Annotated in this window: 17 protein-coding genes and 1 pseudogene; 12 read left to right on the top strand and 6 right to left on the bottom strand. The window is 53.5% G+C overall.

What is annotated here, in order from left to right:
- Window positions 1-40: 40 nt before the first annotated feature.
- On the bottom strand, window positions 41-1,195 hold the full coding sequence (gene metK, locus OGX94_RS11385; protein WP_020996311.1) for a methionine adenosyltransferase: 1,155 nt from the start codon (window positions 1,193-1,195) through the stop codon (window positions 41-43).
- A gap of 542 nt (window positions 1,196-1,737) precedes the next feature.
- Between metK and yqgG the strand changes: the two are divergent.
- The 4 genes and pseudogenes from yqgG to speB all read left to right on the top strand — a co-directional run.
- Window positions 1,738-1,839 (top strand): annotated as a pseudogene (gene yqgG / locus OGX94_RS11380) (small protein YqgG); the annotation flags it as partial.
- Window positions 1,840-2,097: 258 nt separating this feature from the next.
- Window positions 2,098-2,229 carry an acid stress response protein YqgB gene (gene yqgB, locus OGX94_RS11375; protein ID WP_003027062.1) on the top strand — a complete coding sequence of 44 codons (132 nt, stop codon included), beginning with the start codon at window positions 2,098-2,100 and terminating at the stop codon, window positions 2,227-2,229.
- 8 nt (window positions 2,230-2,237) lie between these two features.
- A complete protein-coding gene (speA, locus tag OGX94_RS11370; protein WP_071692619.1) occupies window positions 2,238-4,214 on the top strand; it encodes a biosynthetic arginine decarboxylase in 1,977 nt (658 codons plus the stop codon).
- A gap of 207 nt (window positions 4,215-4,421) precedes the next feature.
- Window positions 4,422-5,342, top strand: coding sequence for an agmatinase (speB, locus tag OGX94_RS11365; protein WP_003825449.1), 921 nt, complete (start codon window positions 4,422-4,424; stop codon window positions 5,340-5,342).
- 99 nt (window positions 5,343-5,441) lie between these two features.
- Here speB and loiP read toward each other — a convergent pair whose 3' ends face one another.
- Entirely contained in the window at window positions 5,442-6,200 is a 759-nt protein-coding gene (gene loiP, locus OGX94_RS11360; RefSeq protein ID WP_003825452.1) for a metalloprotease LoiP, read from the bottom strand.
- A 279-nt stretch (window positions 6,201-6,479) separates the two neighbouring features.
- Here loiP and tkt point away from each other — a divergent pair, with 279 nt between their 5' ends.
- The 8 genes from tkt to srsR all read left to right on the top strand — a co-directional run bounded on the left by tkt (window position 6,480) and on the right by srsR (window position 16,106).
- Complete coding sequence (gene tkt, locus OGX94_RS11355; protein WP_003825453.1) at window positions 6,480-8,471, top strand: transketolase; 1,992 nt, start codon at window positions 6,480-6,482, stop codon at window positions 8,469-8,471.
- A gap of 491 nt (window positions 8,472-8,962) precedes the next feature.
- Window positions 8,963-9,991 carry an erythrose-4-phosphate dehydrogenase gene (gene epd / locus OGX94_RS11350; RefSeq protein WP_257662083.1) on the top strand — a complete coding sequence of 343 codons (1,029 nt, stop codon included), beginning with the start codon at window positions 8,963-8,965 and terminating at the stop codon, window positions 9,989-9,991.
- 39 nt (window positions 9,992-10,030) lie between these two features.
- Window positions 10,031-11,194: a phosphoglycerate kinase gene (pgk, locus tag OGX94_RS11345; RefSeq protein ID WP_003027032.1), complete on the top strand. Its 1,164-nt coding sequence runs from the start codon at window positions 10,031-10,033 to the stop codon at window positions 11,192-11,194.
- 88 nt (window positions 11,195-11,282) lie between these two features.
- Entirely contained in the window at window positions 11,283-12,362 is a 1,080-nt protein-coding gene (gene fbaA, locus OGX94_RS11340) for a class II fructose-bisphosphate aldolase (protein ID WP_003027029.1), read from the top strand.
- 191 nt (window positions 12,363-12,553) lie between these two features.
- Window positions 12,554-13,414 (top strand): small-conductance mechanosensitive channel MscS, encoded by an 861-nt coding sequence (locus OGX94_RS11335; RefSeq protein ID WP_003825461.1) that lies wholly within the window; start codon window positions 12,554-12,556, stop codon window positions 13,412-13,414.
- A 196-nt stretch (window positions 13,415-13,610) separates the two neighbouring features.
- On the top strand, window positions 13,611-14,246 hold the full coding sequence (gene argO, locus OGX94_RS11330) for an arginine exporter ArgO (RefSeq protein WP_003027005.1): 636 nt from the start codon (window positions 13,611-13,613) through the stop codon (window positions 14,244-14,246).
- Between the two features lie 93 nt (window positions 14,247-14,339).
- Complete coding sequence (locus OGX94_RS11325) at window positions 14,340-15,086, top strand: oxidative stress defense protein (RefSeq protein ID WP_257662082.1); 747 nt, start codon at window positions 14,340-14,342, stop codon at window positions 15,084-15,086.
- 123 nt (window positions 15,087-15,209) lie between these two features.
- Window positions 15,210-16,106 carry a LysR family transcriptional regulator SrsR gene (gene srsR / locus OGX94_RS11320; RefSeq protein ID WP_164562489.1) on the top strand — a complete coding sequence of 299 codons (897 nt, stop codon included), beginning with the start codon at window positions 15,210-15,212 and terminating at the stop codon, window positions 16,104-16,106.
- On the opposite strand, the gene scpC is transcribed toward srsR, so the two are convergent.
- Genes scpC through scpA form a run of 4 tightly spaced genes read right to left on the bottom strand, consistent with a single transcriptional unit; the run spans window position 16,103 to window position 21,522 of the window.
- On the bottom strand, window positions 16,103-17,569 hold the full coding sequence (gene scpC, locus OGX94_RS11315) for a succinyl-CoA:acetate CoA-transferase ScpC (protein WP_257662081.1): 1,467 nt from the start codon (window positions 17,567-17,569) through the stop codon (window positions 16,103-16,105). The two genes, srsR and scpC, sit on opposite strands and share 4 nt — an antisense overlap.
- A 24-nt stretch (window positions 17,570-17,593) precedes the next feature.
- The gene (scpB, locus tag OGX94_RS11310; protein WP_003825473.1) at window positions 17,594-18,379 is read right to left on the bottom strand and encodes a methylmalonyl-CoA decarboxylase; all 786 of its coding nucleotides are present in this window, start codon (window positions 18,377-18,379) and stop codon (window positions 17,594-17,596) included.
- A 10-nt stretch (window positions 18,380-18,389) separates the two neighbouring features.
- Complete coding sequence (gene meaB / locus OGX94_RS11305; RefSeq protein WP_286569255.1) at window positions 18,390-19,385, bottom strand: methylmalonyl Co-A mutase-associated GTPase MeaB; 996 nt, start codon at window positions 19,383-19,385, stop codon at window positions 18,390-18,392.
- Entirely contained in the window at window positions 19,378-21,522 is a 2,145-nt protein-coding gene (gene scpA, locus OGX94_RS11300; RefSeq protein ID WP_257662080.1) for a methylmalonyl-CoA mutase, read from the bottom strand. Before scpA ends, meaB begins: the two co-directional genes overlap by 8 nt.
- Window positions 21,523-21,582: the final 60 nt, after the last annotated feature.

Below are 21,582 nucleotides of genomic sequence, written 5' to 3'. Positions count from 1 at the left end.
GCGCGAGGCTGGTCTTCATAAGCGTTAAGTCTGGTTTAAATTACTTCAGACCGGCAGCGTCGCGCAGCAACTGTGCTTTGTCGGTTTTTTCCCATGGGAAATGTTCGCGACCAAAGTGACCGTAAGCAGCGGTTTCTTTGTAAATCGGGTGCAGCAGATCCAGCATCTGAATCAGGCCATACGGGCGCAAGTCGAAGAACTCACGCACCAGAAGGGTCAGCTGCTCTGAAGGCACTTTTTCAGTACCGAACGTTTCCACCATGATAGATGTCGGTTCTGCCACGCCGATTGCGTAGGAAACCTGAATCTCACAACGGTCAGCCAGGCCTGCGGCAACGATGTTTTTCGCTACGTAACGGGCTGCATAGGCTGCGGAACGGTCAACTTTAGACGGATCTTTACCAGAGAATGCACCGCCGCCGTGACGCGCCATGCCGCCGTAGGTATCAACGATGATTTTACGACCGGTCAGACCGCAGTCGCCCATCGGGCCGCCGATAACGAAACGACCAGTTGGGTTGATGAAGAATTTGGTCGAAGCGGTCAGCCATTCAGTCGGCAGTACCGGCTTGATGATCTCTTCCATAACGGCTTCTTGCAGCGATTTCTGGTCGATATCTTCAGAGTGCTGAGTAGACAGAACAACCGCATCAATACCGACGATTTTGCCGTCGTCATACTGGAAGGTTACCTGGCTTTTTGCATCCGGACGCAGCCAGGATAAGGTGCCGTTTTTACGCACTTCAGCCTGACGCTGCACCAGACGGTGAGCATAGGTAATAGGTGCTGGCATCAGCACGTCGGTTTCGTTGGTTGCATAACCAAACATCAGGCCCTGGTCGCCTGCGCCCTGTTCCAGCGGATCGGCACGGTCAACACCCTGGTTGATGTCCGGAGACTGTTTACCAATCGCGCTCAGTACCGCGCAAGAGTTGGCGTCAAAGCCCATGTCGGAATGCACATAGCCAATTTCGCGAACCGTGTTACGGGTGATCTCTTCGATATCAACCCATGCGCTGGTGGTGATCTCACCGCCAACTAAAACCATACCGGTTTTGACGTAGGTTTCGCAGGCAACGCGTGCTTTTGGATCCTGTTCCAGGATTGCATCCAGCACAGCATCAGAGATTTGGTCAGCGATTTTGTCAGGATGCCCTTCTGATACGGACTCGGACGTAAAAAGGTGTTTTGCCATATTTAATTTCACCTAAGGAGAATTTGGTTAGCTCAAACTGTCGAGTGGAATAGCCATGTGTAGAAGATTCTACCATGAGTCTGCAGATGACGGACACTGGCAGTCTGAGTGTTAATCGGTATAGATGGATTAACATCTGGACGGCTATTTTAGGACAGTTCTTCGCCTGATTTCCAGCTTTTTTTGATTGAGGTCGCATTGTACTGAAAATGTAACTGGAAATTTTTCCTGACGGTGCTGGCAATGTGCATATTTATCTTTTGCTTTTTGACTTTCTTATCGGTATAAAACGCGGCGCGCGGCTCATATCCGTCATACTTCAAGTTGCATGTGCGTTGGCAATACTCGCCCCGTCCCAGTCACTTACTCATGTAAGCTCCCGGGGACTCTCTGCGTTGCCGCCTTCCCACAACTCGAATTATTTAGGATAGACAAAAGCACACGACGTTTTCATCGTGTTGCCACTTCCAGCCGGGTTAAAACTTTAGCTTTGGCTTGTGGGTTCGTTCCGTAAGGAGCAACCGTGGAGGTGATACGAGATAATGAACCGTTGTATTCTGCAGAATCTGTCGCACCGTTCTGGTGTACATATGTCCCCCGCAATCTGCATCTCTGCTTTGCATACCTGTCGATGTTATATACACAAAATCATTTATGCTGCGTCGAGGCGGCAAGTGAATGAGTCCCCTGAACGTACGAGTAGTACGTGACTGGGGCGAATGAGCGTAGCCAACAAAGAGGCTGCATGAAGGATGAAGTGTATACCCATCTCGGCGTATCTCAGGACTGAAGAGCCGGTAACGGTCACTAAGAACTGAACAAGGGCGCTCTTGGTAAACAAGAGTTTTCTCGTGGTTTCGCCGAACCGTCAGCATTAAGTTCGGTTACGTGTTTACATTGATATGAAAAAGAAACCGGTCGCACAGTCGGAGCGTCAGCACTATCTGCTGCAAATTCTGCCTGTATTTGGGTTGTTATCGCGTCTTCGGATTGCGATAGTAGTCAACTGTTTTACACTTGTTAATAAAATTTGAGGTTCGCTATGTCTGACGACATTTCTTTGGGTTCGCCTTCGTCAGCAGGCGAACACGGTGTACTACGCTCCATGCAGGAGGTTGCAATGAGTTCCCAGGAAGCCAGCAAGATGCTGCGTACTTACAATATTGCCTGGTGGGGTAATAACTACTACGACGTCAATGAACTGGGTCACATCAGCGTGTGCCCGGATCCGGACGTACCCGAAGCGCGCGTTGACCTTGCTGAGTTGGTGAAAGCCCGTGAAGCGCAGGGCCAGCGTTTGCCTGCATTGTTCTGCTTCCCGCAGATCCTGCAACACCGTCTGCGTTCGATTAACGCCGCGTTTAAACGTGCCCGTGAATCTTACGGTTACAACGGTGACTATTTCCTCGTTTACCCGATCAAGGTCAACCAGCACCGTCGCGTGATTGAATCGCTGATCCACTCTGGCGAACCGCTGGGGCTGGAAGCGGGTTCCAAAGCTGAACTGATGGCCGTTCTGGCCCATGCCGGAATGACCCGTAGCGTGATCGTGTGTAACGGTTATAAAGACCGCGAATATATCCGTCTGGCGCTGATTGGCGAGAAGATGGGCCATAAGGTCTATCTGGTCATCGAGAAGATGTCTGAAATCGCTATCGTGCTGGATGAAGCTGAACGCCTGAATGTCGTTCCGCGTCTGGGCGTGCGTGCGCGTCTGGCGTCGCAGGGCTCTGGCAAGTGGCAGTCCTCCGGCGGGGAAAAATCGAAATTCGGCCTGGCGGCAAACCAGGTGCTGCAACTGGTCGAAATTCTGCGCGAGCGCGGTCGTCTGGACAGCATTCAGTTGCTGCACTTCCACCTTGGCTCGCAGATGGCGAACATTCGTGATATCGCCACCGGCGTACGTGAATCGGCGCGTTTCTACGTTGAGCTGCACAAGCTTGGCGTCAATATCCAGTGCTTCGACGTGGGCGGTGGTCTGGGCGTGGATTACGAAGGTACCCGTTCGCAGTCTGACTGTTCTGTAAACTACGGCCTGAACGAATATGCCAACAACATCATCTGGGCTATTGGCGACGCCTGTGAAGAACACGGTCTGCCTCATCCGACGGTAATCACCGAGTCTGGCCGCGCGGTTACCGCGCACCATACCGTGCTGGTATCTAACATTATCGGCGTTGAGCGTAGCGAACACACAGAAGCAACGCCTCCGGCTGACGATGCGCCGCGTGCTCTGCAAAGCATGTGGGAAACCTGGCAAGAAATGCATGAACCGGGAACTCGCCGTTCGCTGCGTGAATGGCTGCACGACAGCCAGATGGATCTGCACGATATTCACGTTGGTTACTCTTCAGGTACCTTTAGCCTGCAAGAGCGCGCGTGGGCTGAGCAGCTTTATCTGAACATGTGCCATGAAGTGCAGAAACAACTCGACCCGAGCAACCGCGCGCATCGCCCGATTATCGACGAGCTGCAGGAGCGTATGGCGGATAAGATTTACGTCAACTTCTCGCTGTTCCAGTCGATGCCGGATGCGTGGGGGATCGATCAGCTGTTCCCGGTGATGCCGCTGGAAGGACTGAACCAGGTACCTGAGCGCCGTGCGGTGCTGTTGGATATCACCTGTGACTCTGATGGCGCTATCGACCACTATGTTGACGGTGATGGCATTGCGACCACTATGCCGATGCCGGAATACGACCCGGAGAACCCGCCGATGCTGGGCTTCTTTATGGTGGGGGCGTACCAGGAGATCCTCGGCAACATGCACAACCTGTTTGGTGATACCGAAGCGGTTGACGTGTTCGTCTTCCCTGACGGCAGTGTGGAAGTTGAGCTGTCTGATGAAGGGGATACCGTGGCGGATATGTTGCAGTACGTGCAGCTGGATCCGAACACCCTGCTGACGCAGTTCCGTGACCAGGTGAAAAACACCGATCTGGATACCGAGCTGCAGCAACAGTTCCTCGAAGAGTTTGAGGCCGGTCTGTACGGTTATACTTACCTGGAAGATGAGTAACGATAAATGCCTGCTGGCGCTACGCTTACCGGGCCTACGAAAGTAGGCCGGATAAGGCGAAGCCGCATTTGTGGCACTTACTTGAATCCGTACAAAATAACGGCGATAATTTGCCGTAAATATGCAGCTACCAAATCAATCCCTTCCTCGTCGGGCTTAACGACGCGGAGGGGATTTTTTTTCATCGATTTTTAAAGAGGTCAGTACATGAGCACCTTAGGTCATCAATACGACAACTCCCTGGTTTCTAACGCCTTTGGTTTTTTACGTCTGCCGATGAACTTCATGCCATACGAAAGCGACGCCGATTGGGTGATCACCGGCGTACCGTTTGATATGGCAACGTCTGGCCGCGCGGGCGGGCGTCATGGTCCGGCGGCAATCCGTCAGGTTTCCACTAACCTGGCGTGGGAACACAACCGCTTCCCGTGGAATTTCGATATGCGCGAGCGCCTGAACGTGGTGGACTGCGGCGATCTGGTTTATGCCTTCGGTGATGCGCGTGAAATGAGTGAAAAACTGCAGGCGCATGCTGAGAAGCTGCTTTCTGCCGGTAAGCGCATGCTCTCCTTCGGCGGCGACCACTTCGTCACGCTGCCGCTGTTGCGCGCGCACGCTAAGCATTTTGGTAAAATGGCGCTGGTGCACTTTGATGCCCACACAGATACCTACGCGAACGGCTGCGAATTCGACCACGGCACTATGTTCTACACGGCGCCGAACGAAGGGCTGATCGATCCGAATCACTCTGTGCAGATTGGTATTCGTACCGAATTCGACAAAGACAACGGCTTTACCGTGCTGGATGCCTGCCAGGTGAACGATCGCAGCGTAGATGACATCATCGCCCAGGTTAAGCAGATTGTCGGTGATATGCCGGTGTATCTGACCTTTGATATCGACTGTCTGGATCCAGCGTTTGCGCCGGGTACCGGTACGCCAGTGATTGGCGGTCTGACTTCCGATCGCGCGATCAAGCTGGTACGTGGTCTGAAAGATCTGAACATCGTCGGGATGGACGTTGTTGAAGTGGCTCCGGCTTACGATCAGTCAGAGATCACCGCGCTGGCAGCGGCTACGCTGGCTCTGGAAATGCTGTACATCCAGGCAGCGAAAAAAGGAGAATAAGTTGTTTTGCCGGATGGCGCTAACGCTTATCCGGCCTACAGCTGGTTGATGTTTGTAGGCCGGATAAGGCGTTCACGCCGCATCCGGCACGATTAACGGTTATTTGATCCCGTCTGCGCTCATGCGATCGCGAATATGTTGCGCACGTTCTGCGGATGCCGGGTGATCGTCAAACATTGAGCTTTGACGTCCAGCTTCCAGTTTGGCCAGTTTCTCAAAGCTGGTGGCTAAACCTGCCGGATTGATCCCGCGTTTGCGCAACAAATCATACGAGTAATCATCCGCCTCGGATTCCTGACGCTGGGAGAACTGCGAGTTCACCAGTTTCTCGCCAAGATCGCCCAATTGCGACTGCGACAGGCTGCCGACAATGCCGCCAGCGGATGCCGCCGCTGCACGTACGGCGTTAGTACCCAGCGCAACCTGCATACCTTTTTTCACGTGACCCAGCGCGACGTGGCCCATTTCATGGCCGATTACCGCTTCGACTTCGTTGTCGGTCATCATATCCATCAGGCCGCTGTACACGCGGATACAGCCGTTTGCCATGGCAAAGGCATTCACATCTTTCGCCATATAGACTTTGTAGTTCACCGGCTGGCCGTTTATGTTATCGCCAAGCGCGGCGGCGATTTTGCCAAGACGCGTTGCGTACTCGCTGCTGGCCGGAGCGATAGTAGCCTTGCTGTCCATATCTTTACAGGCCTGATCGCTCAGCGCTTTTACCTGAGCATCGCTCAGACTGTAGGCCTGAAAAGCCTCCGCGCCAGAAGAAAGCAGTCCGTTGGAGTCCATGTTCTGGCAGCCGGTCAATGCCGCAGCCATGCTCGTAGCAAGCAGTAAAGCGCGAATTTTCATTTTTTCTCTTCCGCACAAAGTCAGGATTATTCTAAAAATTACGTCGTTTGCAGGTGAACCGACGCTCGGCCTAAGTATAAAGAAAAGAACAATACGCGGGCGAGAAGATTGCGCAACTTGCGCGCATGATCCAGAGATTTCTGAAGCGGCAAAAGGATGCTCCATGTACATGACACGCGGCTTGGGTTACATTGTTGGCACTTTTTTCCGGCGTAGCCCAAAACGCGCTGTCGTCAAGTCGTTAAGGGCTCAGCCTTCATTATCCGATCTGGAGTCAAAATGTCCTCACGTAAAGAGCTTGCCAATGCTATTCGTGCGCTGAGCATGGACGCAGTACAGAAAGCCAAATCCGGTCACCCGGGTGCCCCGATGGGTATGGCTGACATTGCCGAAGTCCTGTGGCGTGATTTCCTGAACCACAACCCGACTAACCCGTCCTGGGCTGACCGTGACCGCTTCGTGCTGTCCAACGGCCACGGCTCCATGCTGATTTATAGCCTGCTGCACCTCACCGGCTACGATCTGCCGATGTCCGAGCTGCAGAACTTCCGTCAGCTGCACTCCAAAACTCCGGGTCACCCGGAAGTGGGTTACACCGCGGGTGTTGAAACCACTACAGGTCCTCTGGGTCAGGGCATTGCGAATGCAGTGGGTATGGCTATCGCTGAAAAAACGCTGGCGGCGCAGTTTAACCGTCCAGGTCACGACATCGTTGACCACTTCACCTATGCTTTCATGGGCGACGGCTGCATGATGGAAGGTATCTCTCACGAGGTATGTTCCCTGGCTGGTACGCTGAAGCTGGGTAAACTGGTTGCGTTCTACGATGACAACGGCATCTCTATCGATGGCCACGTTGAAGGCTGGTTCACCGATGACACCGCGAAGCGTTTTGAAGCTTACGGCTGGCATGTGGTTCGTGGCGTTGATGGCCACGATGCTGACGCCATTAAACGTGCAGTAGAAGAAGCTCGCGCAGTGACCGACAAACCGTCCCTGCTGATGTGCAAAACCATCATCGGTTTCGGTTCTCCGAACAAAGCGGGTACTCACGACTCTCACGGTGCACCGCTGGGCGATGCAGAAATCGCACTGACCCGTGAACAGCTGGGCTGGAAATACGCACCGTTCGAAATCCCGTCTGAAATCTACGCGCAGTGGGATGCGAAAGAAGCCGGTCAGGCAAAAGAAGCTGCATGGAACGAGAAGTTCGCTGCTTATGCGAAAGCCTACCCGCAGGAAGCGGCTGAATTTACCCGTCGTATGAAAGGTGAAATGCCGTCTGACTTCGACGCAAAAGCGAACGAGTTCATTGCTAAGCTGCAGGCTAATCCGGCGAAAATCGCCAGCCGTAAAGCTTCTCAGAACGCGATTGAAGCCTTCGGTCCTCTGCTGCCTGAATTCCTCGGCGGCTCCGCTGACCTGGCACCGTCTAACCTGACGCTGTGGTCTGGTTCGAAAGCGATTAACGAAGATACTGCCGGTAACTACATCCATTACGGTGTGCGTGAATTTGGTATGACCGCGATTGCCAACGGTATCTCGCTGCACGGTGGTTTCCTGCCGTACACCTCCACCTTCCTGATGTTTGTGGAATATGCCCGTAACGCGGTGCGTATGGCTGCGCTGATGAAACAGCGTCAGGTCATGGTCTACACCCACGACTCCATCGGTCTGGGCGAAGACGGCCCGACTCACCAGCCGGTAGAGCAGGTTGCTTCTCTGCGTGTGACCCCGAACATGAGCACATGGCGTCCGTGTGACCAGGTTGAATCCGCCGTTGCGTGGAAATACGGTGTTGAGCGTCAGGACGGCCCGACCGCGCTGATCCTTTCCCGCCAGAACCTGGCACAGCAGGAGCGTACCGAAGAGCAGCTGGCAAACATCGCTCGCGGTGGTTACGTGCTGAAAGACTGTGACGGTCAGCCGGAACTGATCTTCATCGCTACCGGTTCTGAAGTTGAGCTGGCTGTGGCTGCGTGGGACAAACTGACTGCCGAAGGCGTGAAGGCTCGCGTGGTTTCCATGCCGTCTACCGACGCGTTCGACAAACAGGATGCCGCTTACCGTGAGTCTGTGCTGCCGAAAGCGGTTTCCGCTCGCGTTGCAGTGGAAGCAGGTATCGCTGACTACTGGTTCAAATACGTGGGCCTGAACGGCGCAATCGTCGGTATGACCACCTTTGGTGAGTCTGCTCCGGCAGAGTTGCTGTTTGAAGAGTTCGGCTTCACCGTAGACAACGTTGTCGCGAAAGCAAAAGAACTGCTGTAATTTCGATTACAGGTGAAAACGGGTCGCTCAGGCGGCCCGTTTTTTTTTGCTTTTCCGGAACGCGCCGCGCGTTGCGCAATCGCACGGCGCAGTCTGCTATCCAGACCGTCTGCGGCATCGTTGAAGGGCTCCGGGACTCGGACCTCGCGCTGGTGATTAGATGTAGGTTAGGGGGCTTTCTGATTTAAATCAGGGTGTGTAACACGACAACGAAATAATTTTGCTACGGTTATTCGTCATTCTGGAATATGGAATAAATTTAGCGTTGAAGGGCGTTAAAATGTGACGCAAGTCAGATAACTGTGTTCTGTTGCTGGACAATCATTCCTTTTATTCCGCGTTTCGCTTATTCTAGCTGAAGCGTTTCAGTCGATTAAATGTTCGACAATTAACCAATTAGTCGCAGTTTGCGACAGGTAAGGTTTCCCTGAGCGATTTGCTGCATTACTCTGTCTGCCACATCGTTTCTGAGAAATCCTTGCAGGAGACCTATGACCGTACGCGTAGCGATTAATGGTTTCGGTCGCATCGGACGCAACGTGGTTCGTGCTTTGTATGAATCCGGGCGTCGGGCGGAAATCACCGTGGTGGCAATCAACGAACTTGCGGATGCTGCAGGCATGGCGCATTTGTTGAAATATGACACCAGCCATGGACGTTTTGCCTGGGATGTTCGTCAGGAACGTGACCAGCTCATGGTTGGCGATGACGCTATCCGCATTCTGCATGAGCGAACACTCGATGCACTTCCATGGCGCGAACTGGGTGTCGACATCGTGCTGGATTGTACGGGGGTCTTCGGCAATCGCGAACACGGCGAGGCGCATATTGCCGCTGGTGCAACAAAAGTGCTCTTTTCACATCCTGGTAGTCACGACATCGACGCAACCGTTGTGTATGGCGTTAATCAGGATCAGCTGCGCGCTGAGCACCGGATCGTTTCCAACGCTTCCTGCACCACGAATTGCATAATACCCGTCATTAAATTGCTGGATGATGCTTACGGCATTGAGTCTGGTACCGTCACCACGATCCACTCTGCGATGCACGATCAGCAGGTTATTGATGCTTATCATCCTGACCTGCGTCGCACGCGAGCGGCCAGCCAGTCGATTATTCCGGTTGATACCAAACTGGCGGCGGGCATCACGCGAATTTTCCCGCAGTTTAACGATCGTTTTGAAGCGATAGCGGTGCGTGTACCGACCATAAATGTGACGGCGATCGACTTAAGCGTGACGGTGAAAAAACCAGTAAAAGCCAGTGAAGTCAACCAGTTGCTGCAAAAAGCAGCACAAGGTGCATTTCATGGTATAGTTGACTATACGGAATTACCGTTGGTCTCTGTAGATTTTAACCACGACCCGCACAGTGCCATCGTAGATGGTACGCAAACGCGTGTGAGTGGCGCTCACCTGATCAAAACGCTGGTCTGGTGTGATAATGAATGGGGCTTTGCTAACCGTATGCTCGACACTACGTTAGCGATGGCTGCTATTGGTTTCAGGCTCGACGCTTGAGCGTCGACAAAACTTTATGAATCAACGAGAGGATTCACCATGTCTGTAATTAAGATGACCGATCTGGATCTGGCTGGTAAACGCGTTTTTATCCGTGCGGACCTGAACGTACCAGTTAAAGAAGGGAAAGTAACCAGCGATGCGCGTATCCGTGCTTCTCTGCCGACCATCGAACTGGCCCTGAAACAGGGTGCGAAAGTGATGGTAACTTCCCACCTGGGTCGTCCTACCGAAGGCGAGTACAACGAAGAATTCTCTCTGCTGCCGGTTGTTAACTACCTGAAAGACAAACTGTCTGCTCCGGTTCGCCTGGTAAAAGATTACCTGGACGGCGTTGAAGTCGCTGCCGGTGAACTGGTGGTTCTGGAAAACGTTCGCTTCAACAAAGGCGAGAAGAAAGACGACGAAGCACTGTCCAAAAAATATGCTGCGCTGTGCGACGTATTCGTAATGGACGCTTTCGGTACAGCTCACCGTGCACAGGCTTCTACTCACGGTATCGGTAAATTCGCTGATGTAGCTTGCGCAGGTCCGCTGCTGGCTGCTGAGCTGGATGCGCTGGGTAAAGCACTGAAAGAACCTGCTCGTCCGATGGTTGCTATCGTTGGCGGTTCTAAAGTTTCCACCAAACTGACCGTTCTGGATTCTCTGTCAAAAATCGCTGACCAGCTGATCGTTGGCGGTGGTATCGCGAACACCTTCGTTGCCGCTCAAGGCCACAACGTGGGTAAATCCCTGTACGAAGCTGACCTGGTTGACGAAGCTAAGCGTCTGCTGACCACTTGTGACATCCCGGTCCCGACCGACGTTCGCGTAGCGACTGAATTCTCTGAAACTGCACCGGCTACTCTGAAGTCCGTTAGCGATGTGAAAGAAGACGAGCAGATCCTGGACATCGGCGACGCTTCTGCACAGCAGCTGGCTGACATCCTGAAGAATGCGAAAACCATTCTGTGGAACGGCCCGGTTGGCGTGTTCGAGTTCCCGAACTTCCGCAAAGGTACTGAAATCGTTGCTAACGCTATCGCAGACAGCGAAGCGTTCTCTATCGCAGGCGGCGGTGACACCCTGGCAGCAATCGACCTGTTCGGCATTGCTGACAAAATCTCCTACATCTCCACTGGCGGCGGCGCTTTCCTCGAATTCGTGGAAGGTAAAGTATTGCCAGCAGTAGCGATGCTCGAAGAGCGCGCTAAAAAGTAAGCATTTAATGGGCAGGGAAACCTGCCCAATTATTAGCGCGCTTTAGAGCGCGCGCCCTTTCCAAGGCCGAAGATACAGGATTCGTAATATGTCTAAAATTTTTGATTTCGTAAAACCAGGCGTAATCACTGGTGATGACGTACAGAAAGTTTTCCAGGTAGCAAAAGAAAACAACTTTGCTCTGCCAGCTGTTAACTGCGTGGGTACCGACTCCATCAACGCCGTTCTGGAAACCGCTGCAAAAGTTAAAGCGCCGGTAATCGTACAGTTCTCCAACGGTGGTGCTTCTTTCATCGCGGGTAAAGGCGTGAAGTCTGACGTTCCTCAGGGCGCTGCAATCCTGGGTGCTATCTCTGGCGCGCATCACGTTCACCAGATGGCTGAACACTACGGTGTTCCGGTTATCCTGCACACTGACCACTGCGCGAAGAAACTGCTGCCGTGGATCGACGGTCTGCTGGACGCGGGTGAAAAACACTTCGCAGCAACCGGCAAACCGCTGTTCTCTTCTCACATGATCGACCTGTCTGAAGAGTCTCTGGAAGAGAACATCGAAATCTGCTCCAAATACCTGGCGCGCATGTCCAAAATGGGCATGACCCTGGAAATCGAACTGGGTTGCACCGGTGGCGAAGAAGACGGCGTGGACAACAGCCACATGGACGCTTCTGCACTGTACACCCAGCCGGAAGACGTTGATTACGCATACACCGAGCTGAGCAAAATCAGCCCGCGTTTCACCATCGCAGCTTCCTTCGGTAACGTTCACGGCGTTTACAAGCCGGGTAACGTTGTTCTGACCCCGACCATCCTGCGCGACTCTCAGGACTATGTTTCTAAGAAACATAACCTGCCGCACAACAGCCTGAACTTCGTCTTCCACGGCGGTTCCGGTTCTACTGCTCAGGAAATCAAAGACTCCGTAAGCTACGGCGTAGTGAAAATGAACATCGACACCGATACCCAATGGGCTACCTGGGAAGGCGTTCTGAACTACTACAAAGCGAACGAAGCTTACCTGCAGGGCCAGCTGGGCAACCCGAAAGGCGAAGATCAGCCGAACAAGAAATACTACGATCCGCGCGTATGGCTGCGTGCTGGTCAGGCAACCATGATCACCCGTCTGGAACAGGCTTTCAAAGAACTGAACGCGGTTGACGTTCTGTAATTTACGCCGTTCTACATGACATGAGGCCCGCAAATGCGGGCCTTTTTTATTGCCATTTCAATATGCTGCTGGCAGAGAATTCTGTGATCTGTTTGGCAAAATCCAGGTTTATTGTTTACCCTTGTCAGATTGCCAGTCCCGTTGGGACGGCTTTATTTTTCCCATTTGGGTAAGCAAAAAAGGAATATTGAATGGAAGATTTGAATGTTGTCGACAGCATAAATGGTGCGGGCACCTGGCTGGTCCGCAATCAGGAGCTGCTGTTAAGCTATGCCGTCAACATCGTTGCGGCCATCGCCATTGTCATTATCGGTATGATTGTGGCGCGCATCGTATCAAACACCGTTAACCGCCTGATGGTGGCACGTAAAATTGATGCAACCGTTGCTGACTTCCTCTCTGCACTGGTGCGTTACGGTATTATCGCGTTCACGCTGATTGCCGCTCTGGGTCGCGTTGGGGTACAAACCGCTTCTGTGATTGCCGTTCTCGGTGCCGCAGGTTTAGCCGTTGGTCTGGCGCTGCAAGGTTCGCTGTCCAACCTCGCTGCTGGCGTGCTGCTGGTGATGTTCCGTCCGTTCCGCGCAGGTGAGTATGTAGACCTCGGAGGCGTAGCGGGAACCGTACTCAACGTGCAGATTTTCTCCACGACTATGCGTACCGTAGACGGTAAGATTGTGGTGATCCCAAACGGTAAAATCATTGCCGGGAACATCATTAACTTCTCTCGTGAGCCGGTTCGTCGTAACGAATTTATCATCGGCGTGGCTTACGACTCCGATATCGATCAGGTGAAAAAAATCCTCACCGATATCATTCAGTCTGACGAGCGTATCCTTAAAGATCGTGAAATGACGGTGCGCCTGAATGAGCTGGGCGCTTCCTCGATTAATTTTGTGGTACGCGTCTGGAGCAACAGTAGCGATCTGCAAAGCGTTTACTGGGACGTACTGGAGCGTATTAAACGCGAGTTTGACGCCAACGGTATCAGCTTCCCGTACCCGCAGATGGATGTGAACTTCAAGCGTGTGAAAGAGAGCGCGGCAGAGTAATCGCGTGCCCGGTGGCGCTATCGCTTACCGGGCCCACAGGTTTTATAGGCCGGATAAGGCGTCAGCCGTCATCCGGCATTTCCCCCTCCCCCCGTGGTATTAATTCTTCTTATCCCTGATTAAAATTATCCATTTCCGCTAATGTTTTCCCCGCGCTATAGTCTGCTCCTAAGAGAAACAGTTCGGGATGATTAACGTGTTATCGTATTATTTTCAAGGGCTTGCACTTGGTGCGGCTATGATACTTCCGCTCGGTCCGCAAAACGCCTTCGTGATGAATCAGGGGATCCGTCGCCAGTATCACATCATGATTGCTTTACTCTGCGCTATCAGCGACTTAGTGCTGATTTGCGCGGGGATCTTTGGTGGTAGCGCCTTGCTGATGCAGTCACCATGGCTGATGGCGCTTGTCACTTGGGGTGGGGTGGCATTTTTACTCTGGTACGGTTTCGGGGCGTTAAAAACGGCGATGAGCAGTAACCTGGAACTGGCCAGCGCCGAGGTGATGAAGCAGGGCCGCTGGAAAATTATCGCTACTATGCTGGCGGTGACATGGCTCAACCCCCATGTTTATCTGGATACCTTTGTGGTGCTGGGGAGTCTGGGAGGCCAACTGGACGTTGAGCCTAAGCGCTGGTTTGCGCTGGGTACTGTCAGCGCTTCGTTCCTGTGGTTCTTCGGTCTGGCATTGCTGGCGGCCTGGCTCGCTCCGCGTTTGCGCACTGCTAAAGCACAGCGGATCATCAATACCCTGGTAGGATTGGTGATGTGGTTTATCGCTTTTCAGTTGGCAAAAGAAGGTGTTGCGCACGTTCATGCGTTGTTCAACTAAGTGTTGTCTGATGGACAACGCAGCGAGATCGGCTAAGCTTGCCTGCATGTGCCCTGAGTTTCGGGGTAATTAATGAAACATGGAGGAACGACCGTGAAGTTCAAAATAATGGCCCTGGCGGCATTAGTCGGATTCAGCGCACTATCGGTACAGGCAAATGAGTTGCCAAATGGACCGCACATCGTGACTTCCGGAACGGCAAGCGTGGATGCGACACCAGACATCGCTACTCTGGCGATTGAAGTGAACGTAGCTGCAAAGGATGCGGCTTCAGCAAAGAAGCAGGCTGATGAGCGCGTGGCACAATATCTGTCCTTCCTTGAACAGAACCAGATAGCGAAGAAAGATATTAGCGCGGCAAACCTGCGCACCCAGCCGGACTACGACTACCAGAATGGTAAAAGCGTCCTTAAAGGCTATCGTGCGGTACGTACCGTTGAGGTCACGCTGCGTCAGTTGGACAAACTCAACGCGCTGCTTGATGGTGCACTGAAGTCCGGTCTGAATGAGATCCGTTCGGTATCGCTTGGCGTTGCCCAGCCGGATACTTACAAAGATAAAGCGCGTAAAGCAGCAATTGATGATGCTATTCATCAGGCTGAGCAGTTAGCTGCGGGCTTTAACAGCAAATTGGGGCCCGTTTACAGCGTGCGTTACCATGTTTCCAATTATCAACCGAGCCCGATGGTACGGATGATGAAAGCAGATGCAGCGCCTGCGACATCCGCTCAGGAAACCTACGAACAGCCGGTTATTCAGTTTGACGATCAGGTTGATGTGGTCTTCCAGATTGAGCCGACGGCGGGGCAACCAGCAGCAACGCCAGCCAAAACCCAGTAATCATTGCAGACCCGGCTTTCCAGCCGGGTTTTTTCTGTGAGCAACTGTAAAAATGAGACCCCACATCCAGTCTTTTTTTTCGCCGTAATGAGGATAGGCCATAGCGATTTTTAAGGGGACGCTATGGATATTTTTATCTCGAAAAAGATGCGTAATTTCATTCTGCTGGCGCAAACCAATAACATCGCCAGAGCGGCAGAAAAAATACATATGACCGCATCGCCTTTCGGTAAAAGCATTGCCGCACTGGAGGATCAAATCGGCTATACGCTGTTTACCCGCAAAGATAACAACATCAGCCTGAATAAAGCCGGACAGGAACTGTATCAGAAGCTGTTTCCCGTTTATCAGCGCCTTTCTGCCATTGATAACGAAATCCATAACGCCTCTCGCCGCTCGCGGGAAATCGTCATCGGGATCGACAATACCTACCCAACGATTATTTTTGACCAGTTGATTAGCCTTGGTGACAAGTATGACGGCGTGACGGCTCAGGCCGTTGAATTCAGCGAGAATGGGGTGATTGATAACCTGTTCGATCGCAAACTGGATTTTATTATCTCGCCGCAGCACGTTTCCCCCCGCGTCCAGGAACTGGAGAATCTGGCGATTAGCGAGCTGCCTCCGCTGCGTCTGGGGTTTCTCGTTTCCCGGCGCTACGAAGAAAAACAGCCGCAGGATCTGCTGCGCGAGCTGCCCTGGCTGCAAATGCGCTTCCAGAATCGCGCCAACTTTGAGGCGATGCTGGATGCATACATGCGACCCTGCGGGATCAACCCGATGATTATCTACCGTCCGTATAGCTTTATGGCCAAGATTAGCGCGGTAGAGCGCGGGCAGTTTTTGACGGTAATCCCTCACTTCGCCTGGCGGCTGGTGAACCCGTCGACGTTAAAGTATTTCGATGCACCCGGCAGCCCCATGTATATGCAGGAGTTTCTCTATTCGCTGAAAAATCATCGCTATACCGCCACCATGCTCCAGCATATTGCTGAAGATCGTGACGGTAGCGCAAGTTAACCGAGCATCGATCCAGTCTCGAGAAGGTTGCGATGCAGATCGAACGCATGGCTGAGATCGTGATGGATATGCCCGCCGGGCGCTTTCTCCAGATAGCGGTGCAGATAATCCCGGTAAAGAGGGTGTGCACAGTTATCGATAATCGTGTGCGCCCGCTGCATCGGAGATAGCCCACGCAGATCGGCAATCCCTTGTTCGGTCACGATCACTTTAACGCTATGTTCGCTGTGGTCGACATGGCTGCACATCGGTACGATGGTGGAGATTTTCCCGCCTTTGGCAATCGACGGCGCCATAAAGATAGACAGGTAGGCATTGCGCTCGAAATCCCCGCTGCCGCCGATGCCATTCATCAGGTTCACCCCCGCAACGTGCGTGGAATTGGCATGGCCGTAGATATCAAACTCCAGGCCGACGTTGAGCGCAATAACCCCCAGCCGACGGATGATTTCCGGGTTATTGGAGATCTCCTGCGGGCGCAGCACAATCCGGCTGGCGAAGAAGTCCATGTTGTCGTAAATCTTCTGTAGCGACGGGGCTGAAATGGTCAGGCTGGAGGCGCTGGCACCTGTTATCTTGCCCGTTTCCAGTAGATGCACCACCGACTCCTGCAACACCTCCGAATACATCATAAAGGGCGGGATATCCGGGTTTTCCCCCAGCCGCGCCATCACCGCGTTGTTGATATTGCCCACGCCGCTTTGTAAGGGTAGAAATTCCGCTGGAATGCGTTTGTGCGCCATTTCTGCCAGCAGGAAAGTGACTACGTTATCGGCAATTTGCTGGCTGACCGGATTGGTTTTATCCGCCGCATTTCCGGCATCGGGCAGCTCGGTATCCACCACCGCAACCACCTTTTTGGGGTCTATCTGCACGCACTGATTGCCTACGCGATCCATGGTATGAAAAATAGGTACGCTGTTACGCCGTGGTGGCGCACCGGGTATCACGATGTCGGCAAACTCCGCCACACGCGGATTATGGTAATGATTTAGCTCGATTATCACCTTTTTCGCCCGCAGCAGCCAGGTGGGTGCATTGCCAATACCGCTGGAAAGCCAAATCCGGCCATCTGGCGCGATAGCGGAGGCTTCAATGACGGCAACATCGATTTCGCCAAAAAAACCGTAATTAACCATTTGCGCCACTTCACTCAAATGGAGATCGACAAACCTCACCTGGCCCTGATTAATTTTCTCGCGCAGGCCCGATGACGTTTGATAAGGCGCACGCCAGGAAACGGCATCCGCCGCGGATAGAACATCATCAGCGGCGGCACCAATTGATGCTCCGGTCAGCAGGCGGATCTGAAAAGGCTGCCCGTTCTGATGCTGTTCGCAGGCGCGTTGGGCAATTGCGCTGGGTAACGCTTTGGGTGAACCCGCAGGGGTAAAGCCGCTAAACGCCACCATATCATCGTGCTGGATAATTTCTGCCGCCTGTTCGGCGCTCATCCGTTTCATGGCCGTCTCCTTCCTCGGACGTGATTAATGGCCAACAAAATTAGGTTTACGTTTTTCCATAAACGCGTTCATCCCTTCCTGATAATCCTCGCTGTCGTACACCGCGCGGCGCATGCCCTGAATACGCTCGAACTCATCGGAATTCATGGTGTGCGCTTCACCCAGCACGCGAAGTTCTTCTTTGATGACGGCGATGGCCAGCGGTGCTTTTTCCGAGATGTGGTGCGCCATTTGCAGAGTGAAATCTTCCAGTTCCTCGACGGGCACGACATGGTTAAGGATCCCGACCGCCATGGCGCGTTGAGCGGTGATGGGTGAAGCGGTAAAAATCAGCTCTTTAACGATGTGAAAACCAGCGTCGCGGGTCAGGTTGTGGATGCCCACCAGGTTATACGGTACGCCAAGGTTGACTGGGGTCATTGAGAAGGTGGACGTTTCAGCGGCGATGATGAGATCGGAACTCATGATCATTTCAAACGCGCCGCCCCAGACGCTGCCTTCGACCATGGAGATCACCGGTTTCGGATATTTTTGGATCATACGGGTTATCTGACGCAGCGGATCGTCATAGGAGAGCGGATCGCGACGTCCGGTCGGGAGTTCATGAATATCATGCCCGGCAGAAAACACTTTGGCCCCGCTCGGGGCGCGCAGAATGATGCAGCGAATGTCCGCACGATTGAGATCGCTCAGCGCCTGCATCAGATCGTCAATAAACACTTTACTCAGGGCATTGAGCTTGCGGGCGTAATTGAACTCAATAACCGCGACTTTCTGGATGATGACCACGTTGACGTATTGATAAGACATAATGTTCTCTTTATTGAAAGTAATGATGCTGAATAAATTCGCTGATGTGCCGCAGACCGGTGCGTGGCGAAAGATCATTGTTTTTGACGGCCTGTAGCGTCTGCTGGAAATAGCGGTCGAAATCAGTGCGGGCAAACAACAGATGCAGGGCTTCTTCTTCAGCCTGCTGGTGTAACCAGTCCACCGCCTGCTGCTGGCGAACTTTTCCCAGTTTACCGCTGGCGGTCAGGCACGTTTTAAAATCGGTTATTGCTTGCCAGACCTCCTCAATGCCGCGTTTATCCAGGGCGCTACAGGTTAATACCCGCGGCTGCCACTCGTCATATTTACGACGCAGAATATGCAGGGCGGATTCGTACATATGGCGGGCGATGGCCACGCTGGTATGGTTATCACCGTCGTCCTTATTGATGACGACCAGATCCGCCATTTCCATCAGGCCTTTTTTGATGCCCTGTAAATCGTCGCCACCGCCAGCGATTTGCAGTGAGATAAAGCAATCCACCATGCCTGCGACTTCGGTTTCTGACTGCCCTACGCCGACGGTTTCTACAATCACCACGTCAAAGCCAGCCGCTTCGCACAGCAGCATTAATTCCCGGGCGCGCTGACTGGCACCGCCTAAATGACCGCTGGAAGGGACCGGTCGAATAAACGCAGATTCGGCGCGGGCCAGCTCCGTCATGCGGGTTTTATCGCCAAGAATGCTGCCGCCGCTGACCGGGCTGCTGGGATCGACGGCGATCACCGCTACCCGTAATCCGTGGCGGATAAGCAACATGCCGAATGCTTCCAGGAAAGTGCTTTTGCCCGCGCCCGGCGTACCGGTGATCCCTAAGCGCAGGGCGTTACCGGTGAACGGCATAATCGCGTCCAGCAATTGCGTACTCAGCGGCTGGTGGCGCGGGTGGTTGCTTTCGACCAGCGTCATCGCCTGGGCGAGCGTAGCCCGTTCACCGAGTCGCAAACGACGGACGGTATCTTCAAGCGTGGCGGCGTTAATCATGATGCTGACTGATACGGGTTAACACATCGCGGACGCTGTCGAGCATTGGTGTGCCGGGGCCATAAATGGCTGCCACGCCATGTTCGTGCAGGAAAGCGTAATCCTGCGGCGGAATAACACCTCCTGCTACCACGCAGATATCTTCACGCCCCCATTTTTTGAGTGCGGTAACCAGTTCCGGGATCAGCGTTTTATGGCCGGCGGCCAGCGATGAGGCACCAATCACATGCACATCGTTTTCTACCGCCAGGCGGGCGATCTCTTCCGGTGTGGAGAACATCGGGCTGAGATCGACATCAAAGCCGAGATCGGAGTAGGCGCTGGCGATCACCTTCGCGCCGCGATCGTGGCCGTCCTGACCCATCTTGGCGATCAGAATACGCGGGCGGCGGCCATTTTCCGCGAGGAACTGTTCGGTTTGCGCAACGATGGTATCGAACTCATCGGCGGATTTATCAGACTGATGATAGCTTTGCGCAATCACTCCGGTGACGCACTGGCTGGGAACCAGATACCGATCAAAAGCGACTTCCAGCGCGTCGGAGATTTCACCCAGCGTGGCGCGAACGCGGGCGGCGTTGACGGCAGCAGCCAGCAGGTTTTCATTATGTTGCGCGGCGTGGGTCAGCGCGGATAGCGCGGTCTTGACGGCATCGTTGGTGCGGGTGGTGCGGATATGTTTCAGCGAGACAATCTGCTCGTTGCGCACCTTCACGTTGTCGATCTCCAGTACCGACGTCTCGTCTTCTTTATCCAGCTTGTACTTATTGACGCCGACGATAACGCGCTTACCCTGGTCGATCAGCGACTGTTCACGCGCGGAAGCTTCTTCGATCATCCGTTTAGGGAGCCCGGCTTCGATCGCTTTCGCCATGCCGCCTGCCTCATCAATCTGTTTGATGATCGTGCGTGCCTGCTTCACGATTTGATCGGTGAGTGACTCGACGTAATACGACCCGGCCAGCGGATCGACGGTGCGGCAGATCTCTGATTCTTCCTGAATGATGATTTGCGTATTACGCGCAATACGGGCGGAGAAATCGGTGGGCAGACCGAGCGCTTCATCAAAGGCGTTGGTATGCAGCGACTGGGTACCGCCAAGCGTAGCGCCGAGTGCTTCAATGGTAGTACGCACCACGTTGTTGTACGGGTCCTGCTCGGTCAGGCTCCAGCCGGACGTCTGGCAGTGGGTACGCAGAGCGAGAGATTTCGGGTTGGTCGCACCAAAGCTACTGACCGCTTCACTCCACAAATAGCGCGCTGCGCGCAGCATGGCGACGTTCATAAACAGATCCATGCCGATACCGAAGAAGAACGACAGGCGCGGGGCGAAGTCATCAATTTTTAGTCCGGCGGAGAGTGCGGCTTTGATGTATTCAATACCGTCTGCCAGCGTAAACGCTACCTGCTGCACGCAGTTCGCTCCGGCTTCACCCATGTGATAGCCGCTGATGCTGATGGTGTTAAAGCGCGGCATGTTGCCGGAGCACCAGGCGATGATGTCGGCGATAATGCGCATGGACGGTTTTGGTGGATAAATGTAGGTGTTGCGGCACAGGTACTCTTTCAGGATATCGTTCTGAATGGTTCCGGTGAGTTGTTCCGGCGTTACGCCTTGTTCTTCTGCAGCGACGATATAAAACGCCAGCACCGGTAGAACCGCGCCGTTCATGGTCATCGATACCGACATCTTATCCAGCGGGATCTGGTCGAACAGTATCTTCATATCTTCGACGGTATCGATCGCCACGCCCGCTTTGCCGACGTCACCCGCCACGCGCGGGTTGTCAGAGTCATATCCACGATGGGTGGCAAGGTCAAAGGCGACGGAAAGCCCTTTTTGCCCGGCGGCGAGGTTGCGGCGGTAAAAGGCGTTGGACTCTTTGGCGGTAGAGAAACCAGCGTATTGACGAATGGTCCACGGCTGCGCGGTATACATGGTGGCGCGCGGGCCACGCACGTAAGGCGGCAGACCGGGAAGGGTGCCCGTGACTTCCAGATTATCGAGGTCTTCTTCGGTGTACAGCGGCTTGATGGCAATCCCTTCCGCCGTCTGTCTTTCCAGCGACTCGACGGTTTTTTCCCGTCGACTGAGTTCTTTATTGGCGAGTGTTTGCCACTCCTGCACGTTTGCCATTTTTTGCTCCGTATTACGCAATAAGTTGAATCTTTGCGAATACGGTGAGCTTTTTCATTT

Origin of the sequence: Citrobacter sp. Cpo037, assembly GCF_030332945.1 — a bacterium.
GTDB classification, from domain to species: domain Bacteria; phylum Pseudomonadota; class Gammaproteobacteria; order Enterobacterales; family Enterobacteriaceae; genus Citrobacter; species Citrobacter portucalensis.
Note: the sequence above shows the minus strand (reverse complement) of the source record. Positions and strands in the feature narration are given on the sequence as shown.

What these genes read in the sequence shown, in the direction of transcription:
- metK (WP_020996311.1), bottom strand. Translation starts at nt 1,195, where the DNA reads ATGGCAAAACACCTTTTTACGTCCGAGTCCGTATCAGAAGGGCATCCT.
- yqgB (WP_003027062.1), top strand. Translation starts at nt 2,098, where the DNA reads ATGAAAAAGAAACCGGTCGCACAGTCGGAGCGTCAGCACTATCTGCTG.
- speA (WP_071692619.1), top strand. Translation starts at nt 2,238, where the DNA reads ATGTCTGACGACATTTCTTTGGGTTCGCCTTCGTCAGCAGGCGAACAC.
- speB (WP_003825449.1), top strand. Translation starts at nt 4,422, where the DNA reads ATGAGCACCTTAGGTCATCAATACGACAACTCCCTGGTTTCTAACGCC.
- loiP (WP_003825452.1), bottom strand. Translation starts at nt 6,200, where the DNA reads ATGAAAATTCGCGCTTTACTGCTTGCTACGAGCATGGCTGCGGCATTG.
- tkt (WP_003825453.1), top strand. Translation starts at nt 6,480, where the DNA reads ATGTCCTCACGTAAAGAGCTTGCCAATGCTATTCGTGCGCTGAGCATG.
- epd (WP_257662083.1), top strand. Translation starts at nt 8,963, where the DNA reads ATGACCGTACGCGTAGCGATTAATGGTTTCGGTCGCATCGGACGCAAC.
- pgk (WP_003027032.1), top strand. Translation starts at nt 10,031, where the DNA reads ATGTCTGTAATTAAGATGACCGATCTGGATCTGGCTGGTAAACGCGTT.
- fbaA (WP_003027029.1), top strand. Translation starts at nt 11,283, where the DNA reads ATGTCTAAAATTTTTGATTTCGTAAAACCAGGCGTAATCACTGGTGAT.
- OGX94_RS11335 (WP_003825461.1), top strand. Translation starts at nt 12,554, where the DNA reads ATGGAAGATTTGAATGTTGTCGACAGCATAAATGGTGCGGGCACCTGG.
- srsR (WP_164562489.1), top strand. Translation starts at nt 15,210, where the DNA reads ATGGATATTTTTATCTCGAAAAAGATGCGTAATTTCATTCTGCTGGCG.
- scpC (WP_257662081.1), bottom strand. Translation starts at nt 17,569, where the DNA reads ATGAAACGGATGAGCGCCGAACAGGCGGCAGAAATTATCCAGCACGAT.
- scpB (WP_003825473.1), bottom strand. Translation starts at nt 18,379, where the DNA reads ATGTCTTATCAATACGTCAACGTGGTCATCATCCAGAAAGTCGCGGTT.
- meaB (WP_286569255.1), bottom strand. Translation starts at nt 19,385, where the DNA reads ATGATTAACGCCGCCACGCTTGAAGATACCGTCCGTCGTTTGCGACTC.
- scpA (WP_257662080.1), bottom strand. Translation starts at nt 21,522, where the DNA reads ATGGCAAACGTGCAGGAGTGGCAAACACTCGCCAATAAAGAACTCAGT.